We start from the raw sequence: 20277 nt of genomic DNA on the forward strand, positions 1-20277 counted from the left end.
TTACTGCTACCGGGAAACAGGAAATAAAATTTACAACGGTAAATCCCTTTAAGGGATGCTTTTATACCCTTCTCCACATATCCCCACACCACCAAGAAAAGGTACTATTATGAAATATCAGGTAATCGACTCCCACTGCCATCTGGATTTTCCAAAATTCAATAAGGACCAGGCAGAGGTCATTGAAAGCGCAAGAAAGGCAGGGGTTATCGAGATGATAAATTCAGGAGTGGACTACAAAACAAACACCACGACCCTGGAGCTTTCCAGAAAGTATGACCATGTACATGCAACCCTCGGCCTCAATCCCCATATGGCCCCGGATTCCGATGAAGAGCAGATCAAACAGATACTCAACCAGATAGAGAGGAATATTGACAGGATCGTGGGAATTGGAGAAGCAGGACTGGACCATTACTACTGTAAGAGTGAAGCAGGTCGTGAAAAACAAATAGAGGTATTCAAGCAGGTAATCGATATTGCTGACAACTACGACAAGCCACTGGTGATACATGGAAGAGAAGCCGAGGACATCGCCCTGCAACTTACCAGTCACCTGGATACCGTGGTCTTCCACTGCTATGGGGGTTCCATAGAGACAATGCAGAACATTGTAGATGCAGGTTACTTCGTATCCGTACCCACCCTGGTGTGTTTCTCCGAGCATCACAAGTCCATCGCAAAGCAACTGCCTCTTGAGAATATGCTCATAGAGACTGACAGCCCGTATCTTTCACCCCGCAAGGGAAGGAATGAGCCAGCATTTGTTCTTGATTCAGTGCCGGAAATAGCCAGCCTTAAAGGAATTGATGAATCCGAGGTAGCACAGTCGACACTCCAAAATACCCGCAGAGCATTTGGCCTCTAGATCAATTTTAGCTATCATTTTAACCATATTTTTAACGCGTTTAAACCATAAGGAAGTAAAAAAGCATGCAGGTAAAACAATTCAATGCAGGCCTTTACGATGCCAACTCATATCTTGTCAATGGCAGGGTACTCATAGACACAGGAATTAACACTTCTGCCCTGCTGGCAGAAATAGAAAAGAACATAGGCATCAAGGAACTCGAGCTTATCATACTCACACACTGCCACTTCGATCACAGCGCTGCTGCCTTGGAAATAGCGGAAAAGAGTGGTGCACGGATAGCAATACACAAGGATGATGCGGCTTTGTTGAAGGACAACGACGCAAACGCCTCAAATGCATTTGGGTACAAGAATTTTGATCTTGAACCAGATATGCTGCTTGAAGAAGGAGAAAAGATACCAATTGGCAGTGATGAAATCCTTGAGCTAATACACACACCCGGACACACACCCGGAGGTATCTGCCTTTACGAATCGACTTCAAAGAGTCTCTTTTCAGGAGATACCGTGTTCCCAAATGGCAGTATAGGGCGCACCGATTTTAAAGGTGGCAACCGTTTGATGATCACAGAATCCATCAAGAAGCTCGTACAACTAGACGTCCAAACCCTATATCCGGGACACGGCATGGCAACATCCGACAACGTCAACGAGCAGATAGAACAATCCCTTAAGATGTCCAGAAGCATCCTTTTATAATTAACATGATCAAGATAAAAAACAAGCATCAGAATAAGTCAGAGTTCCTCCCCATGAGCCTCGATGAGGCGAAAATAAATGGCTGGGATGAGTTTGATGTTATAATAGTCACAGGAGATGCATATGTTGACCACCCAGGTTTCGGCTCAAGTATCATAGGCAGAGTACTGGAAAATTCAGGATACAGAGTGGGAGTTATCGCACAGCCCAAATGGGAGAATGCAGATGATTTCAAGAAGCTTGGCAAGCCACGTCTCTTTTTCGCAGTTAGCGGTGGAAACACCGATTCAATGGTAAGCAACTACACCCCATCAAAAAGATTGAGGCATGAAGATGCTTATTCACCGGGCAATAAGGAAGGCATGCGCCCAAACAGGGCAAGCGTTGTCTATTCTAACAAACTGAAGGAAGCGTATCCTGACGTACCTATCATAATCGGCGGAATTGAAGCATCACTGCGTCGCTTTGCCCAGTACGATTACTGGTCTGACAAGGTTCGCCAGTCCATACTTGCAGATGCACCCGCAAATCTGCTGGTCTACGGCATGGGCGAGCTACAGATACTGGAGATTGCCGACAGGCTGAAAAAAGGAACACCTGTTTCGGAAATAACTGACATTGATGGCACATCCTGGAAAATGGAAGTAAAGAAGTGGAAGGAAAACAAGGAAGAGATACTCAAGGAATACATTGAGATATCACCCTACATAGAGGTCTCAAAGGATAAGGCACTCTATGCAAGGGCATTCAGAGATACATATTACGAACAGGACCCCGTACGCGGCAAGGGTATTGTCCAGGTCCATCCAAAAACAGTTGTTGTACAGAACAAACCAATGCGACCCCTGAAACAGGAGGAACTTGATCACGTATATGAGCTTCCTTTCACCAGAAAAGCACATCCTTCCTACAAGGAGAGGATCCCTGCACTGGACATGGTCAGGTTCTCTATCAATACCCACAGAGGATGCTTTGGCTCCTGTTCATTCTGTGCCATAGTGATGCACCAGGGAAGAGTCATAAGAAGCCGCAGTGTCGAATCCATCATGAGAGAAGCAAAACGCTTCAGGAACATGAAGGGATTCAAGGGGACCATCAACGGACTTGGCGGACCTTCTGCCAATATGTATGGCATGGACTGTAAGAACTGGGAAAAGAATGGCACCTGCAAGGACAAGCTTTGCATTCACCCCAGTGCATGTCCTTCACTGAATACAAGCCATGATAAACTCATTGATCTTATGCAAAGACTCAGGGAGATGCCAGGCATATCAAGGGTATTCGTAGGATACGGCGTACGCTATGATCTTGCACTTCTCGATGAAAAGTATATGGAAGAGCTCTGTGCGCATCACGTAAGCGGACAGCTAAAGGTGGCACCCGAACACTATTCCGACAATGTCACCAAGGTCATGAAAAAGCCCAACAGGGAAACCTTCGAGAAATTCGAGGAGAAATTCAACGAGATCAACAAGAAAGTTGGCAAGGACCAGTACCTTGTGGCATTCCTCATGTCCGGACACCCAGGTTGCACACTTGATGACATGATAGAAAACGCAGAGTACATCCGGGATACGGACAAGTACACAAAACAGGTGCAGGATTTCACACCCACGCCCATGACCACAGCAACCTGTATGTTCCACACAGGCATAGACCCCTTCACAGACAAGGAGATATACGTTGCCACATCCCCCAAGGATAAGAATATACAGCGAGCCCTATTGCATTACAAGGACACAGGCAATCATTCCCTTGTCATGGAAGGACTGAAGCAGGCAGACAGGCTCGATCTTGCAGGTAATACATGGAATTGTTTGACATCAAAGAAAAAGCGTGGAAAGAATGGATGGTGGTAGAACTAATAGTTCTGCCAGACATCAATAAATGATCAATACAAAAAATGGAAGGAGAAAAATATCTCCTTTATTCTTCTTTTTTATCCCATAGACATTTCAAGCAGATCGAGAACGTCTATTACTTTCACTTTCTCGCTGCCACGCTGGAGATTGGTCCGGCAAAGCGGACACACTGTGACCAGATAGTCCACATCTTCAGGGACCTCTTCAACCCTCTTCTTTGAAATTTCAAGAGCCAGGTCCGGATAACCTTTGAGTACTCCGCCACCTGCACCACAACATTTGGATTTCTCACGGATGTTCTCAAGCTCCTCAAGCTCGCATACTGCTTTTATAAGCTCACGAGGAGCATCGAATACACCGCTGCATCTTCCAAGATGGCAGGGGTCGTGATATGCAACCTTAAGGTCCAGTTTCCTCAGGTCCAGCTCCTCGAGACGGTCTGAAAGGAACTGTGACACATGAACCACATTAAGCTCTTCGGGATAATCCTTTTTCAGAGTGGAGTAACAGCCTGCACAGCCTGTGATTATAGTATGTGCACCGACTTCCTTTATTTGCTCAAGGTTCTTTGACATAAGCTCCGAAGGGTCAGAACCTGTACGCAGAAGCGGAGAACTGCAGCACACCTCATCCTTGAGTACGGTCACACCATAATTCTTCAGTATATCGAAGGTTCTCTTTGCAACTTCAGGGAACCTGTATGAACTCAGGCAACCTGCAAAGTAGACATATTCAGCCTTATCCGCAGCATCCTTGCGGGAATCACCCAGCCAGGCCATACGGTCCTTTGGCTCCCCAAGAGGATTGCCCTTTTCAAGTGCATTGATACGTAGCTCTTTCTGGGCCTCTGTCATCTTACCTTGCAGCACAAGCTGGTGTCTGGTCTGCTCCACCACTGTGGTAGGGGAAGCGCCGGAAGGACACATCTCTTTACACATACCACATGTGGTACACGTATTCAGACTGTCAAGTACAGCCTCATCAACTTCAAGACCCTGGGAAATACCGTGTGCAACCAGCATCCTTCCACGAGCACCGGATGACTCCCATCCAAGTACATCAAATACAGGGCACACTGAGCGACATGTTCCGCAGCGCACACATTTGAGAATTGAGCGCATATCTATTTCGTTCATATTATACCCCCATTTTCCCGGGATTCATTATTCCCTTTGGATCAAGTGCTTTCTTAATAGAGACCATCACATCAAGAGCATTACCTACTTCCAATGCCATAAAATCAGACCTTGCACTGCCAACCCCGTGCTCTGCGGTGACTGTACCACCAAGTGAAAGAGCCTCATGATGTATTTTGTCAGCAGCTTTGTGAAGTTTCTCCCAATCGCCATCTTCCAGCACATCGATACACATACCAGTGTGCAAATTTCCATCCCCTATGTGACCATAGGTCATGATAGGCAGATCGAAATCTTTTGAGATCTCACGAACCTTGTGAAGCATTGCAGGAATTTCCTTAATAGGTACACCCACATCCTCACCCACATAAACACGAGTGCGCATTGGATCAAGGCGTGAAATAGCTGCACCAACCATCTTTCTTGCAGCCCATATCTCATCTCTTTCAGCCTTATCGGAAGCCATTTTGACACTTGTTGCCAGTGATTTACACACTTCGCCGATCATTTCAATACCTTCTTTCACGGCATTTTTGGTACCATCAACTTCGAAAAGAAGGATCGCACCTGCCTCGGGTATCCCAATATGAGGAGCATAGGTATTGATAGCCTCGATGATATTCCGGTCAAGGATCTCACATGCGGATGGAACAATTCCTGAAGCTAATGTTTTTACAACAGCCTGTCCTGCAAGTTCAGGATTCTCAAATGATGCAAGAAGCACAGATCGCTCCTTAGGAATTGCAATTACTTTTAGAATTGCCTTTGTGATGACACCAAGAGTGCCCTCAGAACCTACAAAGAGGTCTGTTAATGAATAACCAGATACCGATTTCATCACCTTGGATCCGGTGTTAATTATAGTACCGTCTGCCATTACCACTTCAAGACCGAGTACGTAGCTTCTTGTAGTACCGTATTTGACAGAGCGCATTCCACTCCCATTGTTCCCTATCAGTCCGCCAATGGTGCACATGGCTGAGCTGCCGGGGTCAGGAGGGAAAAAAAAGCCAAAAGGTTCAAGTGCAGTGTTGAGTTTTGCCTGCACAGTACCAGCTTCCACTATTACCTGAAGGTTGTCAAGATCCATTTCCACGATCCTATCCATGGAAGACATGTCAAGCACAATGCCCCCTTCAACCGGAACCGCGCCTCCGGCAAGACCTGTGCCTGCACCCCTGGCTACCACAGGTATCTCTTGATCATAAGCAAGTTTCACTACCGCTGCTACCTGCTCAGTATTTTCCGGACGGATGACATAATCAGGCATCCCCTTTATCTGGGAAGCATCGCATGAATAACAATAAAGTTCAGCAGACGACGTAGATACTCTTTTATTACCCACTATCTCCTGCAATTTACCAAGTATATCAGTTTTTTGCATTAAGTCAGATTTTAAGAGGGATAGGCATATATAAGTATTTTGGCTGATACAAAACATTTACATCTAACCAGTCCTATTAGCCATCAATGACAAGATATTTTGAGGTACAGCAGCGGGACGGAGCGGCAAGGATAGGAAAGCTACTCCTTGAAAAGATCATCCAGACACCTTTTATCCTGGATACCAGGACTTTGAAAGCAAAGGATAGTCCGATAATAGATTCAGGTTCCATATGGGGACTGGGCTCAGCAAAGATAGCCGAAGAGAAGATAGCTGAAATACGCCGTGATGGAGGAGAGAAGAAACTTATCATCCTTCCACACCAGTCATTCCCGCCTGAAGCACCTGATGATGTAGCAATAGCCATTGCAGACAGTCTTGATTTTGATATCGAGGGGGCCATAGGAACTGTCTACAGGCACGGCCAGAATGTCAGGAAAAGTGACATGTATATTATGGAAGGGGCAGGATGTTTTGATAACAATGCTAAAAAGTTCTTCCACAGCCTTCTGGAATTGAAGGGTAATATTTCCCCCGATACCGCTGTTTACACTCCGAATATCTGCACACCTGAAAATATCGCCATGCTTGCATACCTTGGAGTTGATGTCTTTGACAGTACAAAGGCTATTGTTGCTGCACACAATGATATATACCTCACAAGGTCAGGAAGATTCTACCTGGATGCCCTTGCAGAACTGCCCTGCAGATGTGAAGCATGCTCCGGCACAGATCTGGCTGAACTTAGGAAGATGGGGAAGAAGGAACGTGCCCTGATACTCGAGAAACATAATATAAATGAGCTGGAAGGCGAACTTGCAATTGTAAGAGAAAAGATACGTGCAGGAGTCCTGAGGGAATATCTGGAAGGACAATGCAGGGTCAGGCCATGGCTTACCGCACTTCTTAGACTGGCAGACAACGAGTACAGCTATCTGGAAGAGAGAAATCCCATTGTAAGATCTAGCGGAATGACTGCAAACAGTACCGAATCACTAAGCAGGGTAGAGGTTGTGAGATTTGCAGAAAGGGTCATTGAAAGGTACAGCCCCCCTGAAGCGGATGTACTGGTATTGCTGCCATGCTCTGCAAAGAAACCATATTCCATATCCAACTCACACTGGAAATTCATCAATGCAATTGGCAAGAATCGCAGGTATGTACAGGAAATGATAATCACCTCACCTCTTGGAATAGTACCCAGGGAACTGGAGCTGACATACCCGGCAGCACACTACGATACTGCAGTGACCGGATACTGGGATGCGGAAGAGAAGGAATGGGTTGCATCGTGTCTTGAAAAGTACCTCAAAAAGAACGAGTATAAGACCATCATTGCCCACGTTGAGGATGCTTACAAGCAGATATGTGAAATCGTCAGTGACAGACTGGGTGTCGAGATCATCTATACCAGTTCCGGAAATGTAGGCTCTCCGGAATCACTGCGAAACCTGAAAGAAGAGACCGATAAGCACAGCATGGGAAGAAACCGCAATGTTGAGGAAAGGAAGAGAGAGATGCTTCGCGCTGTAGCCGATTATCAGTTTGGCAGTGGCGCCGGGGACATACTTGTTCCTGCGGAAGCGACCATCAAAAGTCCGTTCCCAAAATATCAAAGCTTTACTGGTAAAACACAACTGGCTACGCTTATACCACAATACGGCACTCTCGCAGTAACAATTGAAGGAGTTGAACTCATGCAGGCTTTCGATAAGTACATAGTAACTATCGAGGACTTCGTACCCAAGGGTTCCCTGCTTGCTCCAGGAGTTGTAAAGGCAGACCCCCGCATAAGACCTAACGATGAGGTCTTCGTACAGGGAGAGAATGCCATTTGTGTAGGAAGAGCTGTCATGAGCGGACCCGAAATGCAGGGATCCACAAGGGGAGTTGCAGTAGACCTGCGCCATGTTAAGAAAATTGGAAAATGAAATGATAAGGGGGTTTTAGGCAAATGATAATTCGCAAATTCGAGCCCGAGGACTTTGAAGGAGTGCTGGAGATCGAATCTGTGGCATTTTCAGAACACAACCCCTTTCTCTATATGAATTTCTATGAGATGAATAATGAGGGATTCCTTGTTGCCGAGGAAAAGGGGCATGTTGTGGGATTTGTCGTGGGATATAAGTTGTCCGAGAACGAAGGGAGAATTTTCTCACTTGCAGTCAGGGAAGGTTACCAGGGATATGGCATAGGCACACAGCTCATCAAGGCAATAATAGGTATTTTCCAGGGAATGTTCCTGAAATATAGCAGTCTTGAGGTCAGAGTAAGTAACCTTGGGGCACAGAAACTCTACAACCGTATGAATTTCATCCCGTGCTGGATAGAGCATGGCTACTATTCAGATGGAGAGGACGGAATAATTATGAAAAGACAACTGCTTCCCCTGGAAAATAGCAAGAGTGGTAGTCTGACAAACCTGCAGCCACCACTGGAAAACAGACCTTATTCCAGAAATACTGATTTTATTTAAGTGCTTTTGATAATGTAATTATTTGCACGGTGTGCAAGTTCCTGCATTCTTATGGAAGTACGTTCAAAGCCAGAAAGTTCATCCATGGAAAGAAGGGAAGCAAGATCATTTCCCAGTACGAAAATAGCGTGTTTATGCTCAGCTTTACTTCTATGGATGTGTAAGGGACTTATGGAGAGAGAATTGTAGTCCTGGAAGTTATATTCTGTGCCTAAATTTTCAACATGTTTTTTAATTTGTGCCATTAATGTGTGCAATTGTATTAATTCATCTTTGTGCATACCAACCAACCTAACCTTTGAATGAAATATGTGCAATCCTGCACTGTTCAAAAATTATGAACAGATAATACTTCAATACCTCATAATAAAGGCGTTTCCCCCGGAAACGATTTCCTGTGTTGTGATATATAAATATTTCTAAATAATGTCAACTATTAATCATTACATAAACAGCGTTTACAAAATACTTAGAAAATAATAAAATAGAGTAAAAAATAGTAATTTGGTGCTCATCTAAGAGCACCATTGACTCAAATTACAAATCACTAGCCGTGAATACCTTGACATCCGCGGGCCTTTTGGTGACACTTCCGACCTTTGCACCAATGAGATTTTCTATTCCCTTATCTGCGGCAATATCCAGTATCCGCTGGGTCACAACCCCATCAAACACGACTGTTTTGATCTCATTCTCATAGCCCTTCAGAGTGTTAACCAGATCCCTGACAGGTATCTCATTCACTACTTTGTCACCGTTGTCAAAGAAACGAGCACTGAAAGTACCTATAAGGGCATCTGCATGAGACTTGAATCTGTTTCTCATGGGAGAGGGTTTCTTAGGCTTTGCAGATGTAGCTTTCTTGACAGGCTCCTTGGGCTTTGTCTCAACCCGGGGTGCACGAGGCTGACGTTCCTTAACATCCCTCTTCTGTACCTTTGAAACACTTACTCTCTTAACATCGGAACTGGGAGCACTTACTCTCTTAACCTCAGAGCTTGTAGCACTTACCCTCTTTACATCGGAACTGGGAGCACTTACTCTTTTAATATCGGAAGACCTTCTCTCCTTTCTCTTTGGGAGTCTTGGAACCCTGCTTCCGGATTCGGATTCCCTTGAATCAGCGCTGGCATATTTATCGAGTGCCTGCTCGACAGGTATCTTCTGCCTCAATGACCGGACGATTTCCTTCTGTACGAGGTCCTCTACACTCTTTCCATCCGGTGCACGTGCAATATAATCTATATTTGCCACCTGGATGAGTTCCTTGATAATGAGTTCTCCTCCACGGTCACCGTCTGTGAATGCAGTAACAGTTTCCTTCTTCTTGGTGAACTCTGCAACCTCAGGAGGCACATTGGTACCACCGACACAGATCGTATTCTTGATACCATACCGAAGGAGGTTCAAAACATCAGCTCTGCCCTCTACGACAATGATAGCATCGGAATCATGTATTGCAGGACCACAGGGAATCTTGTTCTTTCCGAAGTACTGCATCTCTTCAATCCTGACGGACTGGCGTACCTGGTCAGCGATCTCCTGGGATTCAGGAAGGTTCGCATCGAACATTCCAGTAAGTATGAATTTTGCCCTTTCGATTATCTGATGCCTCTTGGTTGCTCTGACATCCTCTATCTGGGTAACCTCTATCTTTGCGCTGCATGGACCAACCCTGTCAATGGTCTCAAGTGATGCAGCCAGAATTGATGTCTCCACCCTGTCCAGGCTTGAAGGTATCAGGATCGTTCCCTTAGTCTTTCCGGCTTTTGCGGCGACTACAACTTCGATCCTTCCGATACGCCCTGTTTTCTGAAGATCACGCAGATCAAGGTCAGAACCCAGCAGACCTTCTGTCTGGCCGAAGATCGCACCGACTATGTCGGGACGTTCTATAATACCATCGGCATTGATCTTAGAATGAATTATATACTTAGTAGTATCTGTATTTTGCATTTGAATTCTCCGAGATTTATGATATGTGATATTGCCCCAGGGCCATACCCAAATTCCTATGCAAAATAGTAAAATCAGCTGCAATACATATACTTTTACAAGATATAATGATATTATCAGGTTTAGGAAATACCCTATTGGAAATATACCATGGGCTTTCCAAATTGCAGTATGAAAACTGCATGATTAATGATGAAACTACGCGTTCTACTATCCGATCTGAAATAGATGACCTATGTGCTATCAGTAGTCTGATAACCGACTTTCTTACAGTCGGACAGAGTTAAAGGCAGTTTCGATTTTCCTGTTAATACCTGATAATTTGTCTTGACCTTCCTATGTACCCGTTTGTTTTTGTTGATCGGATACTTTTGAATTGAACATGTATGAATTGTGAATTGTGATTAAACTATATATGCATTAAATGGGAGGCTCACTTTGGAGCTATTATATGTTTGTGAACGCTTTGGAGCACAAGTATAAACCATGAATAATGGTTACAGTTCATTAGAGGAATTCAAACTGTTATAAACTTATGGGTATACAGCCCATTATATATTTTAGACAATGACAATCATTCAAACATTCTAAACATAGATATATTTCTGATAATGTGTGGCCTGAAGCCGCCCCAATGTTTCCGGGAACAGAAACATCAATACAAATAAAGCACTTTCTAGAATTATGAAAAAGAAAGGATCTTTAAAAAAGGAAAAACTCATCATCGTTGGTGCCGGTGCAGTAGGAATGGCAGTTGCCACAAGCGTCAAACGTCATAGCAATTACGACATTACAGTTATTTCCTCAGATACACACACCGCTTACAGCCAATGCGGAATGCCCTTTGTCATCTCCGGGGATATCGAAGATTTCAATTCCCTCATCCTCAGAAAAGCGGATTTCTTCAAGGACATGGGAATCAATGTGAAACTTGACTGCACAGTGGACAGGATAGACATCACTGACCACGAAGTTCACGCCAACGGAGAAGTGTATCATTTTGACAAGGCAGTGATTGCCACGGGCAGCAAAGCATCCATCCCGGAAAAACTGAAGGAAGGAACTGCACTTGAGAATGTTTTCACCCTGCGAACACTCAATGATGCCATTGAAATAGATAAAGCCCTTGAAGGAGCCTCAAATGTATTGATAATTGGCGGAGGTGGTGTCGGAGTAGAACTTGCAGTTGCAACTGCGAAAAGAGGAAAGGACACATTACTGGTCAACAGGGGCAAATCGATATTCTCGCACATAATGGACCCCGACATGGCAGATATTATAAAAGAACACCTTGAATCCCTTGGGATCGGGATAATTACAGGACATGCCCCGCAATCCATTAACGGCAAGGAAAAAGTAGAGTCTGTTAGCATCGAAGGTCAAGAGATACCTGCAGACCTTGTAGTCATTTCAACCGGTGTGGAACCACAAAATCAACTTGCCCGTGATGCAGGTGTCGAAATAGGAATCACAGGTGGAATCATAACAGACAGTAAGCTCCATCCTAAAATGGGAGATAGCTACGTAAGCGATATCTATTGCGGAGGCGAATGCACCCAGGTACAGAATTTAGTCACCGGCAAACCCATGCTCAGTCAGCTTGCAAGCAGCTCAAGAAGGATGGCAGGCGTGATAATCAACAATCTCACTTCCACAGAAACAGAGTTTGAAGCTATTGTGAACCCATGGGTAGCACTTGTGGGAGAACTGCAGGTGGGAACTGTGGGGATCACAAGTAAGGAAGCAAAGGAAAGCGGCATGGAAGTTGTGACGGGTATTGCCACAGGAACAACCCATGCCGAATATTATTCGGGCAGTAGCAAGCTTTTCATAAAACTGATATTCAATGATAGATACCTTGTGGGTGCACAGGTCATAGCAGGAGAAGGCGTGAAGGAAAGAATAGACGGACTTTCACTGGCAATAAAGAAGAGAACTACAGTTGATGAGCTCCTGACCATGGAAACTGCCTACACCCCCCCTATGTCAATGCTCGTTGATCCGCTGACCTTTGCTGCAAAAGGGGCTGCCAAGAAGATGCGCAGAGAAAAAGCATGATAGAGATAGACGGGTCATACGGAGAAGGCGGAGGGCAGGTACTGAGGACTGCATTGTCCCTTGCAGCAATTCTCGGAGAAGACATCATCATTAGCAATATCCGCAAGAACCGACCCAAACCCGGAATCAAACCACAACATCTTGCATCCATAGAAGCAATAGCAAAGATATGTGATGCAGAAGTAGAAGGACTGCATCCGGGCTCTAAACAGATTTCCTTCTCTCCACTGGAAATAAGGGGGGTTGATCTGAATATTGATATTGGCACTGCAGGAAGCATCCCACTTCTAATTCAATGTATCATGCCTGCTGCAATCTATTCTGACACAAGGGTCAAACTCAGTATCAGAGGAGGCACAGATGTTGCATGGTCCCCTTCAGTGGATTATCTCAAGAACGTAACCTTAAAAGCGTTATCAAAAATGGGATACAAGAGCAATATACAAGTTGTTGGCAGAGGCTATTATCCAGTAGGCAACGGGTTGGTGAAGATGGAGATCGAGCCTTCGAAACTTAAGGGACATGATTTTGAAAAAGTGTCAGAGAAGGTTTCAGGCATCTCGCATTGTTCAAACCTGCCAGAGCACGTGGCAGAGAGGCAGGCATCATCTGCGGCCGAGATCTTGCAGGATGCAGGATTTGAATGTGACGTGGAAACCGAGTGTACTGACTATATATCAACAGGTAGCGGAATCACATTATGGTCAGGTCTTGCAGGTTCTGTTTCCCTGGGTAAGAGAGGTCTTCCTGCTGAGAAGGTTGGAGCAAAAGCAGCCATGGATATGCTTGGCAACCTGAAATCAAAAGCTGCAGTTGATGAACACCTTAGCGACCAGTTGATACCGTTTTTGGGACTTGCAGGTGAAGGCTCATTAACAACAGGAAAACTGAGCGGACATTCAAGGACGAACATCTGGCTCACTGAACAATTACTTGATATCAAATTCGATATTGAAAAAATAGAGAAGATGATAAGGATATCTGTGCGATAGATATCTTAAGATCATGCATCTGTTATGCGTATATGGATCGGAGGAATTCCCCTTGCAAGAGCTATATCGCGATTTACCGTAACGATATCAACCCCTTCCTGCTGGGCAGCCTGTGCATCTACCTCGAAGATCACAGGGTTATCCGTATGAACCAAAGCTGCTTGTTTCGCCTTCTCCAGAGACGTACTAAGGTGAACATAGCACTGTCTGACGGGAGTTATTCCGTTATCAAGGATCATGTCAGCTTCTTCCTGGCTCACTCCGTAATATAGGAAAGACAGCTCATTTTCAGGATAATCAGATATCAGATCCACTTCCACTGAATGTCCATAGCGTGCTCTTATGAAGGAATCATCGATCTCGTAGCGCTCTTTCTTATCGGACTTCACAAGAGAGAGCAAGCGTTCCATTGTGCCCCACCTGTAACGTTTCTTCATTGCATCATAGAGAAAATCCAGATCGACCCAGCCCTGGGCATCCATTTCAAGACCAACGTCTTCAGGGAAGTGTCTCAATGCGCCGGAAACAAAGCGTCCAAGCCTTTCTTCACGATCATCGTCCAGCACATAACGTCCTTCATCACTACATTCAGGGCAGACCTCACCTCTGAAGTATCCATGCTCTTTACATTTACGGATCATGATACTTGGAAATACATCTCATAATTAATATAGGTTATCAAGATGGGAGATTTGCGATCATTTGTGGAAGTCTTACGACCTAGAACAAATGATTTATGATTGATAGTACATCTAACTCCCCAGGTATAAATTATGGACGAAATTATTGAGATCTACGAAAAACTTGGCGGTATTATCAGTAAAGACGAATTCATCAAAAAAGTTGATGAGAAGGTCGAACAGATGAGCGGATTGTGTGACACAAGAACAGCTGCAATGCTGGTTGCGCACGACCTTGGAGTAAGCGATACAGGAAGCTCCGTCCAGAAGATAGCAGATATTACCCCGGAAAGCGGTAACGTCGGGTTTATTGCAAAGGTTATGTCTGTTTTCCCTGCAAAGGAATTCAACCGTAATGACGGCACCGTGGGAAGAGTTGCAAATCTTATGGTCGCAGACGAGACCGGCTCCATTCGCCTCACACTTTGGGATGAAAGGGCAGACCTGATCAAAAACTCTGAGATCGAGATCGGACAGGTTTTCCAGATAAGCGGGTATGTCAAAGAAGGATATTCAGGCATAGAAGTGAATGTTGGTAACAACGGCGTACTTTCCCAGATAGATGAGGATATCGAGGCTTCAATTGCTTCTACCAAGATCGGTGAAATAAAAGATGGAATGGGCGATATTAACATCAAGGGTAAGGTTCTGGACATATCTGACGTCAAGACCTTCAACCGCAAAGACGGTACCACCGGAAAGGTTGCAAATATAACCGTAGGTGATGATAGTGGAAAGATCAGAGTGACCTTATGGGATGAAACTACCGAAATGACAACCAAGCTCCAGATAGATGACTCCGTGGAGATAATCAACGGCTATGCCAGAGAGAACAACTTCAGCCAGCAGGTAGAATTACAGGTAGGAAACCGCAGTGTACTCAAAAAGATAGAGGAAGCAGTGGAATTTTCTGAGAGCTTCACATCCATAGCCGATATAATACCCGGGGAATCCTATTCCATCAAGGGTGCTGTTTCAGGACTTGGGGAACTTCGGGAATTCACACGCGATGACGGAACGATCAATATGGTCTCAAACATCTATGTTTCAGATGAAAATGGCAGAATAAGAATTGCACTCTGGGGCGACCATGCACTGCTTGTGGATGAACTTGATATTGATACGCCTATAGAGATTATCGATGCTTTCTCAAAGTCAGGCTTTAATGATGAGATCGAACTTAGTGCAGGAAACAGGACAAAGATAAAAGTTCTATGATCGAGTCTCATTACTGAGACATTTCTCTTTTATCTTTTTTGACTGAATCTGGACGATTTCTTTTAACATCATCTTGTACTTTTTTAAAAATAATCCTAATGAGCCTGTTTTAACAATAATTTACGGCCACGAATATCTATTTATACCATTAGTGGAGAATTTTAATTGTGGACTAAGTGGCCTATTCCTTAAATCCAATAATTTGGAGGAATATCTTATGGTCGTTAATGCAGAGAGGGAGTTTGAAGCCAGTATTTCAGTTGAAGAAATTCAAAATGGAATGTTGGTTAGAGAAATAATGTCAAAGAATGTCTTTGTCATTGATGCTAAAGCTAGCGTTCTTGAAGTTGCAAGGGAGATGATGAAACGCAATGTGGGTAGCATGATAATTACCGATGACGGGGACAGTGTTGGTATCATTACCGAGCGGGATATCATTTTCAAGGCTGTTGTAAATAATGTGCTGCCCGGGAATATGACATGCGGCGACATTATGTCAAGCCCTATCATATCAGTCAGACCATCCATGGGTGTAATAGAAGCTACAGAGCTTATGGTGAGATCCAAGATAAGAAGACTTCCTGTTATGGAAAATAGCTACATAGTCGGGGTCTTGACGGACAGGGACATAATGACAGTTGCTCCCGGTCTTAATACGATCCTGGAAAGTCTGATCGAGTTACATTATGCAGACAATCTGACAGAAGAGAAGGAGATAGAACGCGGTGTATGTCAGCGTTGCGGAAAACTCCGTGAGAGTCTTATCTATCTGAACGGAAGCATGATGTGCGAGGATTGCAGAGAAGAAGAAGGATACTATGACTAGTTTTTCTGGTCAGTTGACGGAAAGAACACTTTAAAGCTGGTGAAATAAATGTCTGCCTCGATATGTGGAAAAAAAAGGAATGTATCGATTTTAAAAGTGATTGAAAATACTTTCAATGGACTTATAGAAAAAAGTGCGTTTTTTGTATCCACAAAAAGCACATATCCAGTAGGCGGGCATTGCGCATTAACTGTGTTCTGAGATTTTATCTCAAATACGGACTCCAGTAAACCTTATTTCAGTACAATTGACTGTCTGGATTGCCGTTGACTGAACAATGGAACATTTTACCAAATGTTTCATCCCAATATGTGACATAAAGAGTCGGTGGTCTATTTGAAAGCACAAAATAAAACTAGTACACTCAATGAGAAGCATCAGGCTGTAAACGTTAAAAATGGAGATATAATGGCGGTGGCAAATGACAGACCAGTCATCATCCCACCTACAACAACTATTATAGATTCAATAAAAACTATGGCAGGAAACAGTTCCAGAAGGCTCATAGTTGCTGATGCAGGTACAAAACGCCTGGAAGCCATCCTCACGTCGACAGATATAATGAGTTTTTTGGGAGGGGAAAATAGTCAGCTTGTTGAAAAGCATTTCAAGGGAAATTTCCTGGCAGCTGCCAATGCAGAAGTACGCAACATAATGCACGAGAATGTTACCTATCTGGACAGACACGCCAGTATAGAGGACGCCATCAAAATTATGATCAAGCAGAATATCGGAGGTGTGCCTATTGTAGATGAGAAGAAGTGCGTATGTGGGATATGCACTGAGAAGGATTTTCTGAGAGTAGTAGCGGAAGTTCCTGCAAACAAATCAGTGGATCAATACATGAGCAAAAGGGTGAAAAAAGCGCCTTCAGATACGACAATTGAAAATGCAGCAAAAATGATGATCGAGAACAGGATCAGACGTCTTCCTGTGATCAAGGATAACATACTCCTTGGGCTGGTAACAGCATCAGACATGGTTGAATATCTTGCCGAAGGACATGCCTTTGAAAACATTGTTACAGGGAATTTCCACGAGGCTTTCAACGTACCGGTAAGCTCTCTGATAAAAAAGGACCTGGTTTGGGCTTCTTCAGATACGGACCTTGGGGAAGCTGCAAAGATAATGAGAAATAATGATGTAAGTTCGCTCCCTGTCATCGATGACGGGGTTCTTTGCGGAATAATTACCGAGAGAGATATCCTGCGTGCGATATCCGAATGAATAGAATGGATAAGAACACTTCAAAAATGGAGGAACAGCATGAATGTTGGAGATATAATGAGTTCACCGGTCTACACGATAGCACCGGAAGAGAACGTAGCACATGCGAGAAAGTTGATGCTTAAACACAAGATAAGTACTCTTGTGGTTGTAGAGAATAAAGATATGGTAGGCATAGTTACAAAGACCGACCTTAGCAAAAGACTTGCACAGGCTGAGCCCATGTGGCGCAGGAGACCTATCGACAAGATCCCTGTAAACATGGTGATGAACGATGCTCCAATAACTATCTATCCAGAAGCTTCAATTGCACAGGCAGGCAATCTCATGCTGGAAAATGATATCAACGCACTTCCTGTCGTTAATAACGCTGTTGTTGGGATAATAACGGGAACAGATATCATGAAATATGTGTCAAAACTCGATATTGACACAAAGATCTCAGAGATGATGACAGAAGACATTGTATTCGTGCACAGGCATCACACCATCAACCATGTTATCCATGAAATGGAACTGAATAAAACTAACAGGGTGATAGTAACAGATGATTCCAATGAGGGTGTCGGAATTATCACGACAAGTAATGTAGCCCTGAACATAATGGCTGACAACGAAGGAAAGCTGCCTTCAAAAAGCATAAAGATGGCCCGCAGGTCAAGTCCTGCAGGAGAAAAGAATTACAGATACGTGAAGGAAGTTCCACTGGTAGCCGAAGATATCATGTCCGAACTCCCCCCAGGCATTGATACTGTTGACCTTGTTGTTGAGGCTGCAAAGACAATGCTTGCTGAGCATACGATAGGTTTGCCTGTCATCAATGGGGATGAGATAGTAGGCATGATCAGTAGGAGAGACATCATCAAAGCAGTTGAATAAATATCGTAATTTAAAATAATAATTCATATAATGAAAACATGGAGAGAAAACAATGGAAGTTAAAGAAATAATGGCAGAGCCGGTAAGCATTGACAAGTCAGACACACTCTCTCATGCACTTGATGTGATGGAAAAGAAAGGAACGAGACGCCTTCTTGTAAAGCACGATAACAAGCTGCTTGGAGTTCTCACCATGAGGAACATAACAAAGGAGCTTGGTACCCGTAAAAAGGGAAACATGCCAGCATCCTCCCTGCATGTTGCAACTGCTGTATCCGAGAACTTTGTAAAGGTACTACCAGACACAAAGACCAATGATGCCATTACGCTCATGAACAAGAATGGCGGAGTTGTGGTAGTCTTTGATAACGACAAGGTACTTGGTTGGGTCACACCCAATGAACTCCTTAAAAACAACAATATTGAAGGATTCGTTGCTGAGATCATGCAAAAAGATCCCATAATTGCAAGTCCAGGTGACCGCGTAATTCATGTCAGACGTCTTATGCTTGACAACAATATTGGAAGGGTACCCGTCATAGAAGATGACAAGCTTGTGGGAATGATAACTGAAAAGGATATTGCAAAAGCCATGCGTGCATTCAGGGATGTGGTCGAAGGCAGCAAGCAGGATTCCCGCATCAAGAATCTCATCGTTGCGGACATTATGAAGATGGGCGTTAAGACCGTATATACCAATACGCCTGCCAGTGATGTTGCAAAGATGATGGTCGAAGAGGACATCGGAGCTATTCCGGTTCTCAATCTTGAGGAAGAGATGGTAGGAATTGTTACAAGGAGAAACATTGTCAATGGGCTTGCACAATGAATAAGAGAGCAGGACCATGAATAATGAGATAAATTTAGATATTGAGCAGGCGGCAGATTTTTTGAAACTGTCGCCCTCCAGATTTTCAGAATTGCTTAAGAAGAGAATAATACAGCAAAACTGGGATGAATACGGAGATATATTCCGTTTTAACAGTCATGTTTCAGATATAGAAGCAGGAAGTGTTCTTTTTGAGAATGATGGCTCTTTTGAACTCATAAGAGGATTTCCAAAGATCAAAAGGGCAATGTTACTCGCACCGGCAATTAAAGCCAATTTCTCCGATATTGAGAATGTTGCAGTTGAAGAGAAGATGAACGGTTACAATGTCAGGGTTGTGGACTACAAAGGAAAACTGATCGCTTTGACAAGAAGCGGGCATGTTTGTCCATATTCAACCGAACGCATACAGAATCTCCTTGAACACCGTTTTTTTGATGAACATCCCGATCTTGTCGTCTACGGAGAAATGGTGGGTCCTGACAATCCTTACGTACAAAAGGATGTATACGATATAGATTCACTGGACTTTTTTGTTTTTGATATAAGAGAAAAAAAGGATGGAAGACCTTTTCCACTTCATGAAAGAAGAGCACTTGTCAGAGAATACGGATTCAGGCAGGCTGAATTTTTCGGAGAATTTAGCATCGCAAAGGCTGCATCAAATATCACCGCGATCATAAAGGAACTGGGTAAAAAGGGGCATGAAGGCGTGATCATAAAAGATCCGAATATGGTATTGCAACCAGTGAAATACACATGTTCCGAAAGTAACTGCGCAGATCTGCGACATGCATTCAGATTCTACAATGAGGCAGGCAGGGACTACATCTTCTCAAGGGTAATAAGAGAGGGATTCCAGTCTGTGGAATGGAATGAAACTGAGGAAGAATTCATGGCTCGATGTCTCCGTCTTGGAGAGAGCATACTCCGTCCCATGGGTAGATCTGTCAGGCAGGTGCAGGATGGTGAGCGCATAGCCGATGATTCCCGCATAAGGGTGAAGGATGAAAAGACCATTGATGCCTTTAAGTCTTATCTCCAAAGACTGGGACTGGATGTTGTTTTCAGTCCTGTACGTAAGATTGGTGACGAATACCTGGTGGATATAAAAAAGATCAACGATAGTACAAGTGACAAGACGCTGGGAATTGTCCAGGGGCAATTATGGTCCTGAAACGA

Annotated in this window: 18 protein-coding genes; 13 read left to right on the forward strand and 5 right to left on the reverse strand. The window is 44.0% G+C overall.

From position 1 onward, the window contains the following. Positions 1-109 precede the first annotated feature (109 nt). From V7O66_RS10565 to V7O66_RS10575, 3 genes are all read left to right on the forward strand, one after another. Positions 110-868, forward strand: coding sequence for a TatD family hydrolase (locus tag V7O66_RS10565; protein WP_406660274.1), 759 nt, complete (start codon positions 110-112; stop codon positions 866-868). 65 nt (positions 869-933) lie between these two features. Continuing rightward, complete coding sequence (locus V7O66_RS10570; RefSeq protein ID WP_406660275.1) at positions 934-1572, forward strand: MBL fold metallo-hydrolase; 639 nt, start codon at positions 934-936, stop codon at positions 1570-1572. A gap of 53 nt (positions 1573-1625) precedes the next feature. Beyond that, complete coding sequence (locus V7O66_RS10575; protein ID WP_406662638.1) at positions 1626-3431, forward strand: YgiQ family radical SAM protein; 1806 nt, start codon at positions 1626-1628, stop codon at positions 3429-3431. Positions 3432-3511: 80 nt separating this feature from the next. Here the strand turns inward: V7O66_RS10575 and V7O66_RS10580 are convergent, their stop codons facing one another. Next, on the reverse strand, positions 3512-4570 hold the full coding sequence (locus V7O66_RS10580; RefSeq protein ID WP_406660276.1) for a (Fe-S)-binding protein: 1059 nt from the start codon (positions 4568-4570) through the stop codon (positions 3512-3514). A 1-nt stretch (position 4571) separates the two neighbouring features. After that, positions 4572-5954: an FAD-binding oxidoreductase gene (locus V7O66_RS10585; protein WP_406660277.1), complete on the reverse strand. Its 1383-nt coding sequence runs from the start codon at positions 5952-5954 to the stop codon at positions 4572-4574. Positions 5955-6040: 86 nt separating this feature from the next. On the opposite strand from V7O66_RS10585, the gene arcS reads away from it, so the two are divergent. Next, a complete protein-coding gene (gene arcS, locus V7O66_RS10590; RefSeq protein ID WP_406660278.1) occupies positions 6041-7885 on the forward strand; it encodes an archaeosine synthase subunit alpha in 1845 nt (614 codons plus the stop codon). A gap of 23 nt (positions 7886-7908) precedes the next feature. Next, entirely contained in the window at positions 7909-8430 is a 522-nt protein-coding gene (gene rimI / locus V7O66_RS10595; protein ID WP_406660279.1) for a ribosomal protein S18-alanine N-acetyltransferase, read from the forward strand. Here the strand turns inward: rimI and V7O66_RS10600 are convergent. Then, on the reverse strand, positions 8427-8711 hold the full coding sequence (locus V7O66_RS10600) for a UPF0058 family protein (RefSeq protein ID WP_406660280.1): 285 nt from the start codon (positions 8709-8711) through the stop codon (positions 8427-8429). The two genes, rimI and V7O66_RS10600, sit on opposite strands and share 4 nt — an antisense overlap. A gap of 256 nt (positions 8712-8967) precedes the next feature. Beyond that, positions 8968-10386 (reverse strand): DNA primase DnaG, encoded by a 1419-nt coding sequence (gene dnaG / locus V7O66_RS10605; RefSeq protein WP_406660281.1) that lies wholly within the window; start codon positions 10384-10386, stop codon positions 8968-8970. Between the two features lie 684 nt (positions 10387-11070). Here dnaG and V7O66_RS10610 point away from each other — a divergent pair. Continuing rightward, positions 11071-12444: an NAD(P)/FAD-dependent oxidoreductase gene (locus V7O66_RS10610; RefSeq protein ID WP_406660282.1), complete on the forward strand. Its 1374-nt coding sequence runs from the start codon at positions 11071-11073 to the stop codon at positions 12442-12444. Beyond that, positions 12441-13436, forward strand: coding sequence for an RNA 3'-terminal phosphate cyclase (gene rtcA / locus V7O66_RS10615; protein WP_406660283.1), 996 nt, complete (start codon positions 12441-12443; stop codon positions 13434-13436). The genes V7O66_RS10610 and rtcA overlap by 4 nt, the downstream gene beginning before the upstream one ends. Positions 13437-13447: 11 nt before the next feature. Here the strand turns inward: rtcA and V7O66_RS10620 are convergent, their stop codons facing one another. Beyond that, positions 13448-14077 carry an RNA 2'-phosphotransferase gene (locus tag V7O66_RS10620; protein ID WP_406660284.1) on the reverse strand — a complete coding sequence of 210 codons (630 nt, stop codon included), beginning with the start codon at positions 14075-14077 and terminating at the stop codon, positions 13448-13450. Positions 14078-14209: 132 nt separating this feature from the next. Between V7O66_RS10620 and V7O66_RS10625 the strand changes: the two genes are divergently transcribed. From V7O66_RS10625 to V7O66_RS10650, 6 genes are all read left to right on the forward strand, one after another. Further along, the gene (locus V7O66_RS10625) at positions 14210-15334 is read left to right on the forward strand and encodes an OB-fold nucleic acid binding domain-containing protein (RefSeq protein ID WP_406660285.1); all 1125 of its coding nucleotides are present in this window, start codon (positions 14210-14212) and stop codon (positions 15332-15334) included. A gap of 217 nt (positions 15335-15551) precedes the next feature. Continuing rightward, a complete protein-coding gene (locus V7O66_RS10630; RefSeq protein WP_406660286.1) occupies positions 15552-16160 on the forward strand; it encodes a cyclic nucleotide-binding/CBS domain-containing protein in 609 nt (202 codons plus the stop codon). Positions 16161-16487: 327 nt separating this feature from the next. Further along, positions 16488-17387 carry a CBS domain-containing protein gene (locus V7O66_RS10635; RefSeq protein ID WP_406660287.1) on the forward strand — a complete coding sequence of 300 codons (900 nt, stop codon included), beginning with the start codon at positions 16488-16490 and terminating at the stop codon, positions 17385-17387. A gap of 39 nt (positions 17388-17426) precedes the next feature. Continuing rightward, a complete protein-coding gene (locus tag V7O66_RS10640; protein WP_406660288.1) occupies positions 17427-18266 on the forward strand; it encodes a CBS domain-containing protein in 840 nt (279 codons plus the stop codon). A 52-nt stretch (positions 18267-18318) separates the two neighbouring features. Further along, complete coding sequence (locus tag V7O66_RS10645; protein ID WP_406660289.1) at positions 18319-19095, forward strand: CBS domain-containing protein; 777 nt, start codon at positions 18319-18321, stop codon at positions 19093-19095. Positions 19096-19111: 16 nt separating this feature from the next. Continuing rightward, complete coding sequence (locus V7O66_RS10650) at positions 19112-20272, forward strand: RNA ligase (protein ID WP_406660290.1); 1161 nt, start codon at positions 19112-19114, stop codon at positions 20270-20272. Positions 20273-20277 lie beyond the last annotated feature (5 nt).

Source organism: Methanolobus sp. ZRKC3 (assembly GCF_045291275.1).
Classification (GTDB): Archaea; Halobacteriota; Methanosarcinia; order Methanosarcinales; family Methanosarcinaceae; genus Methanolobus.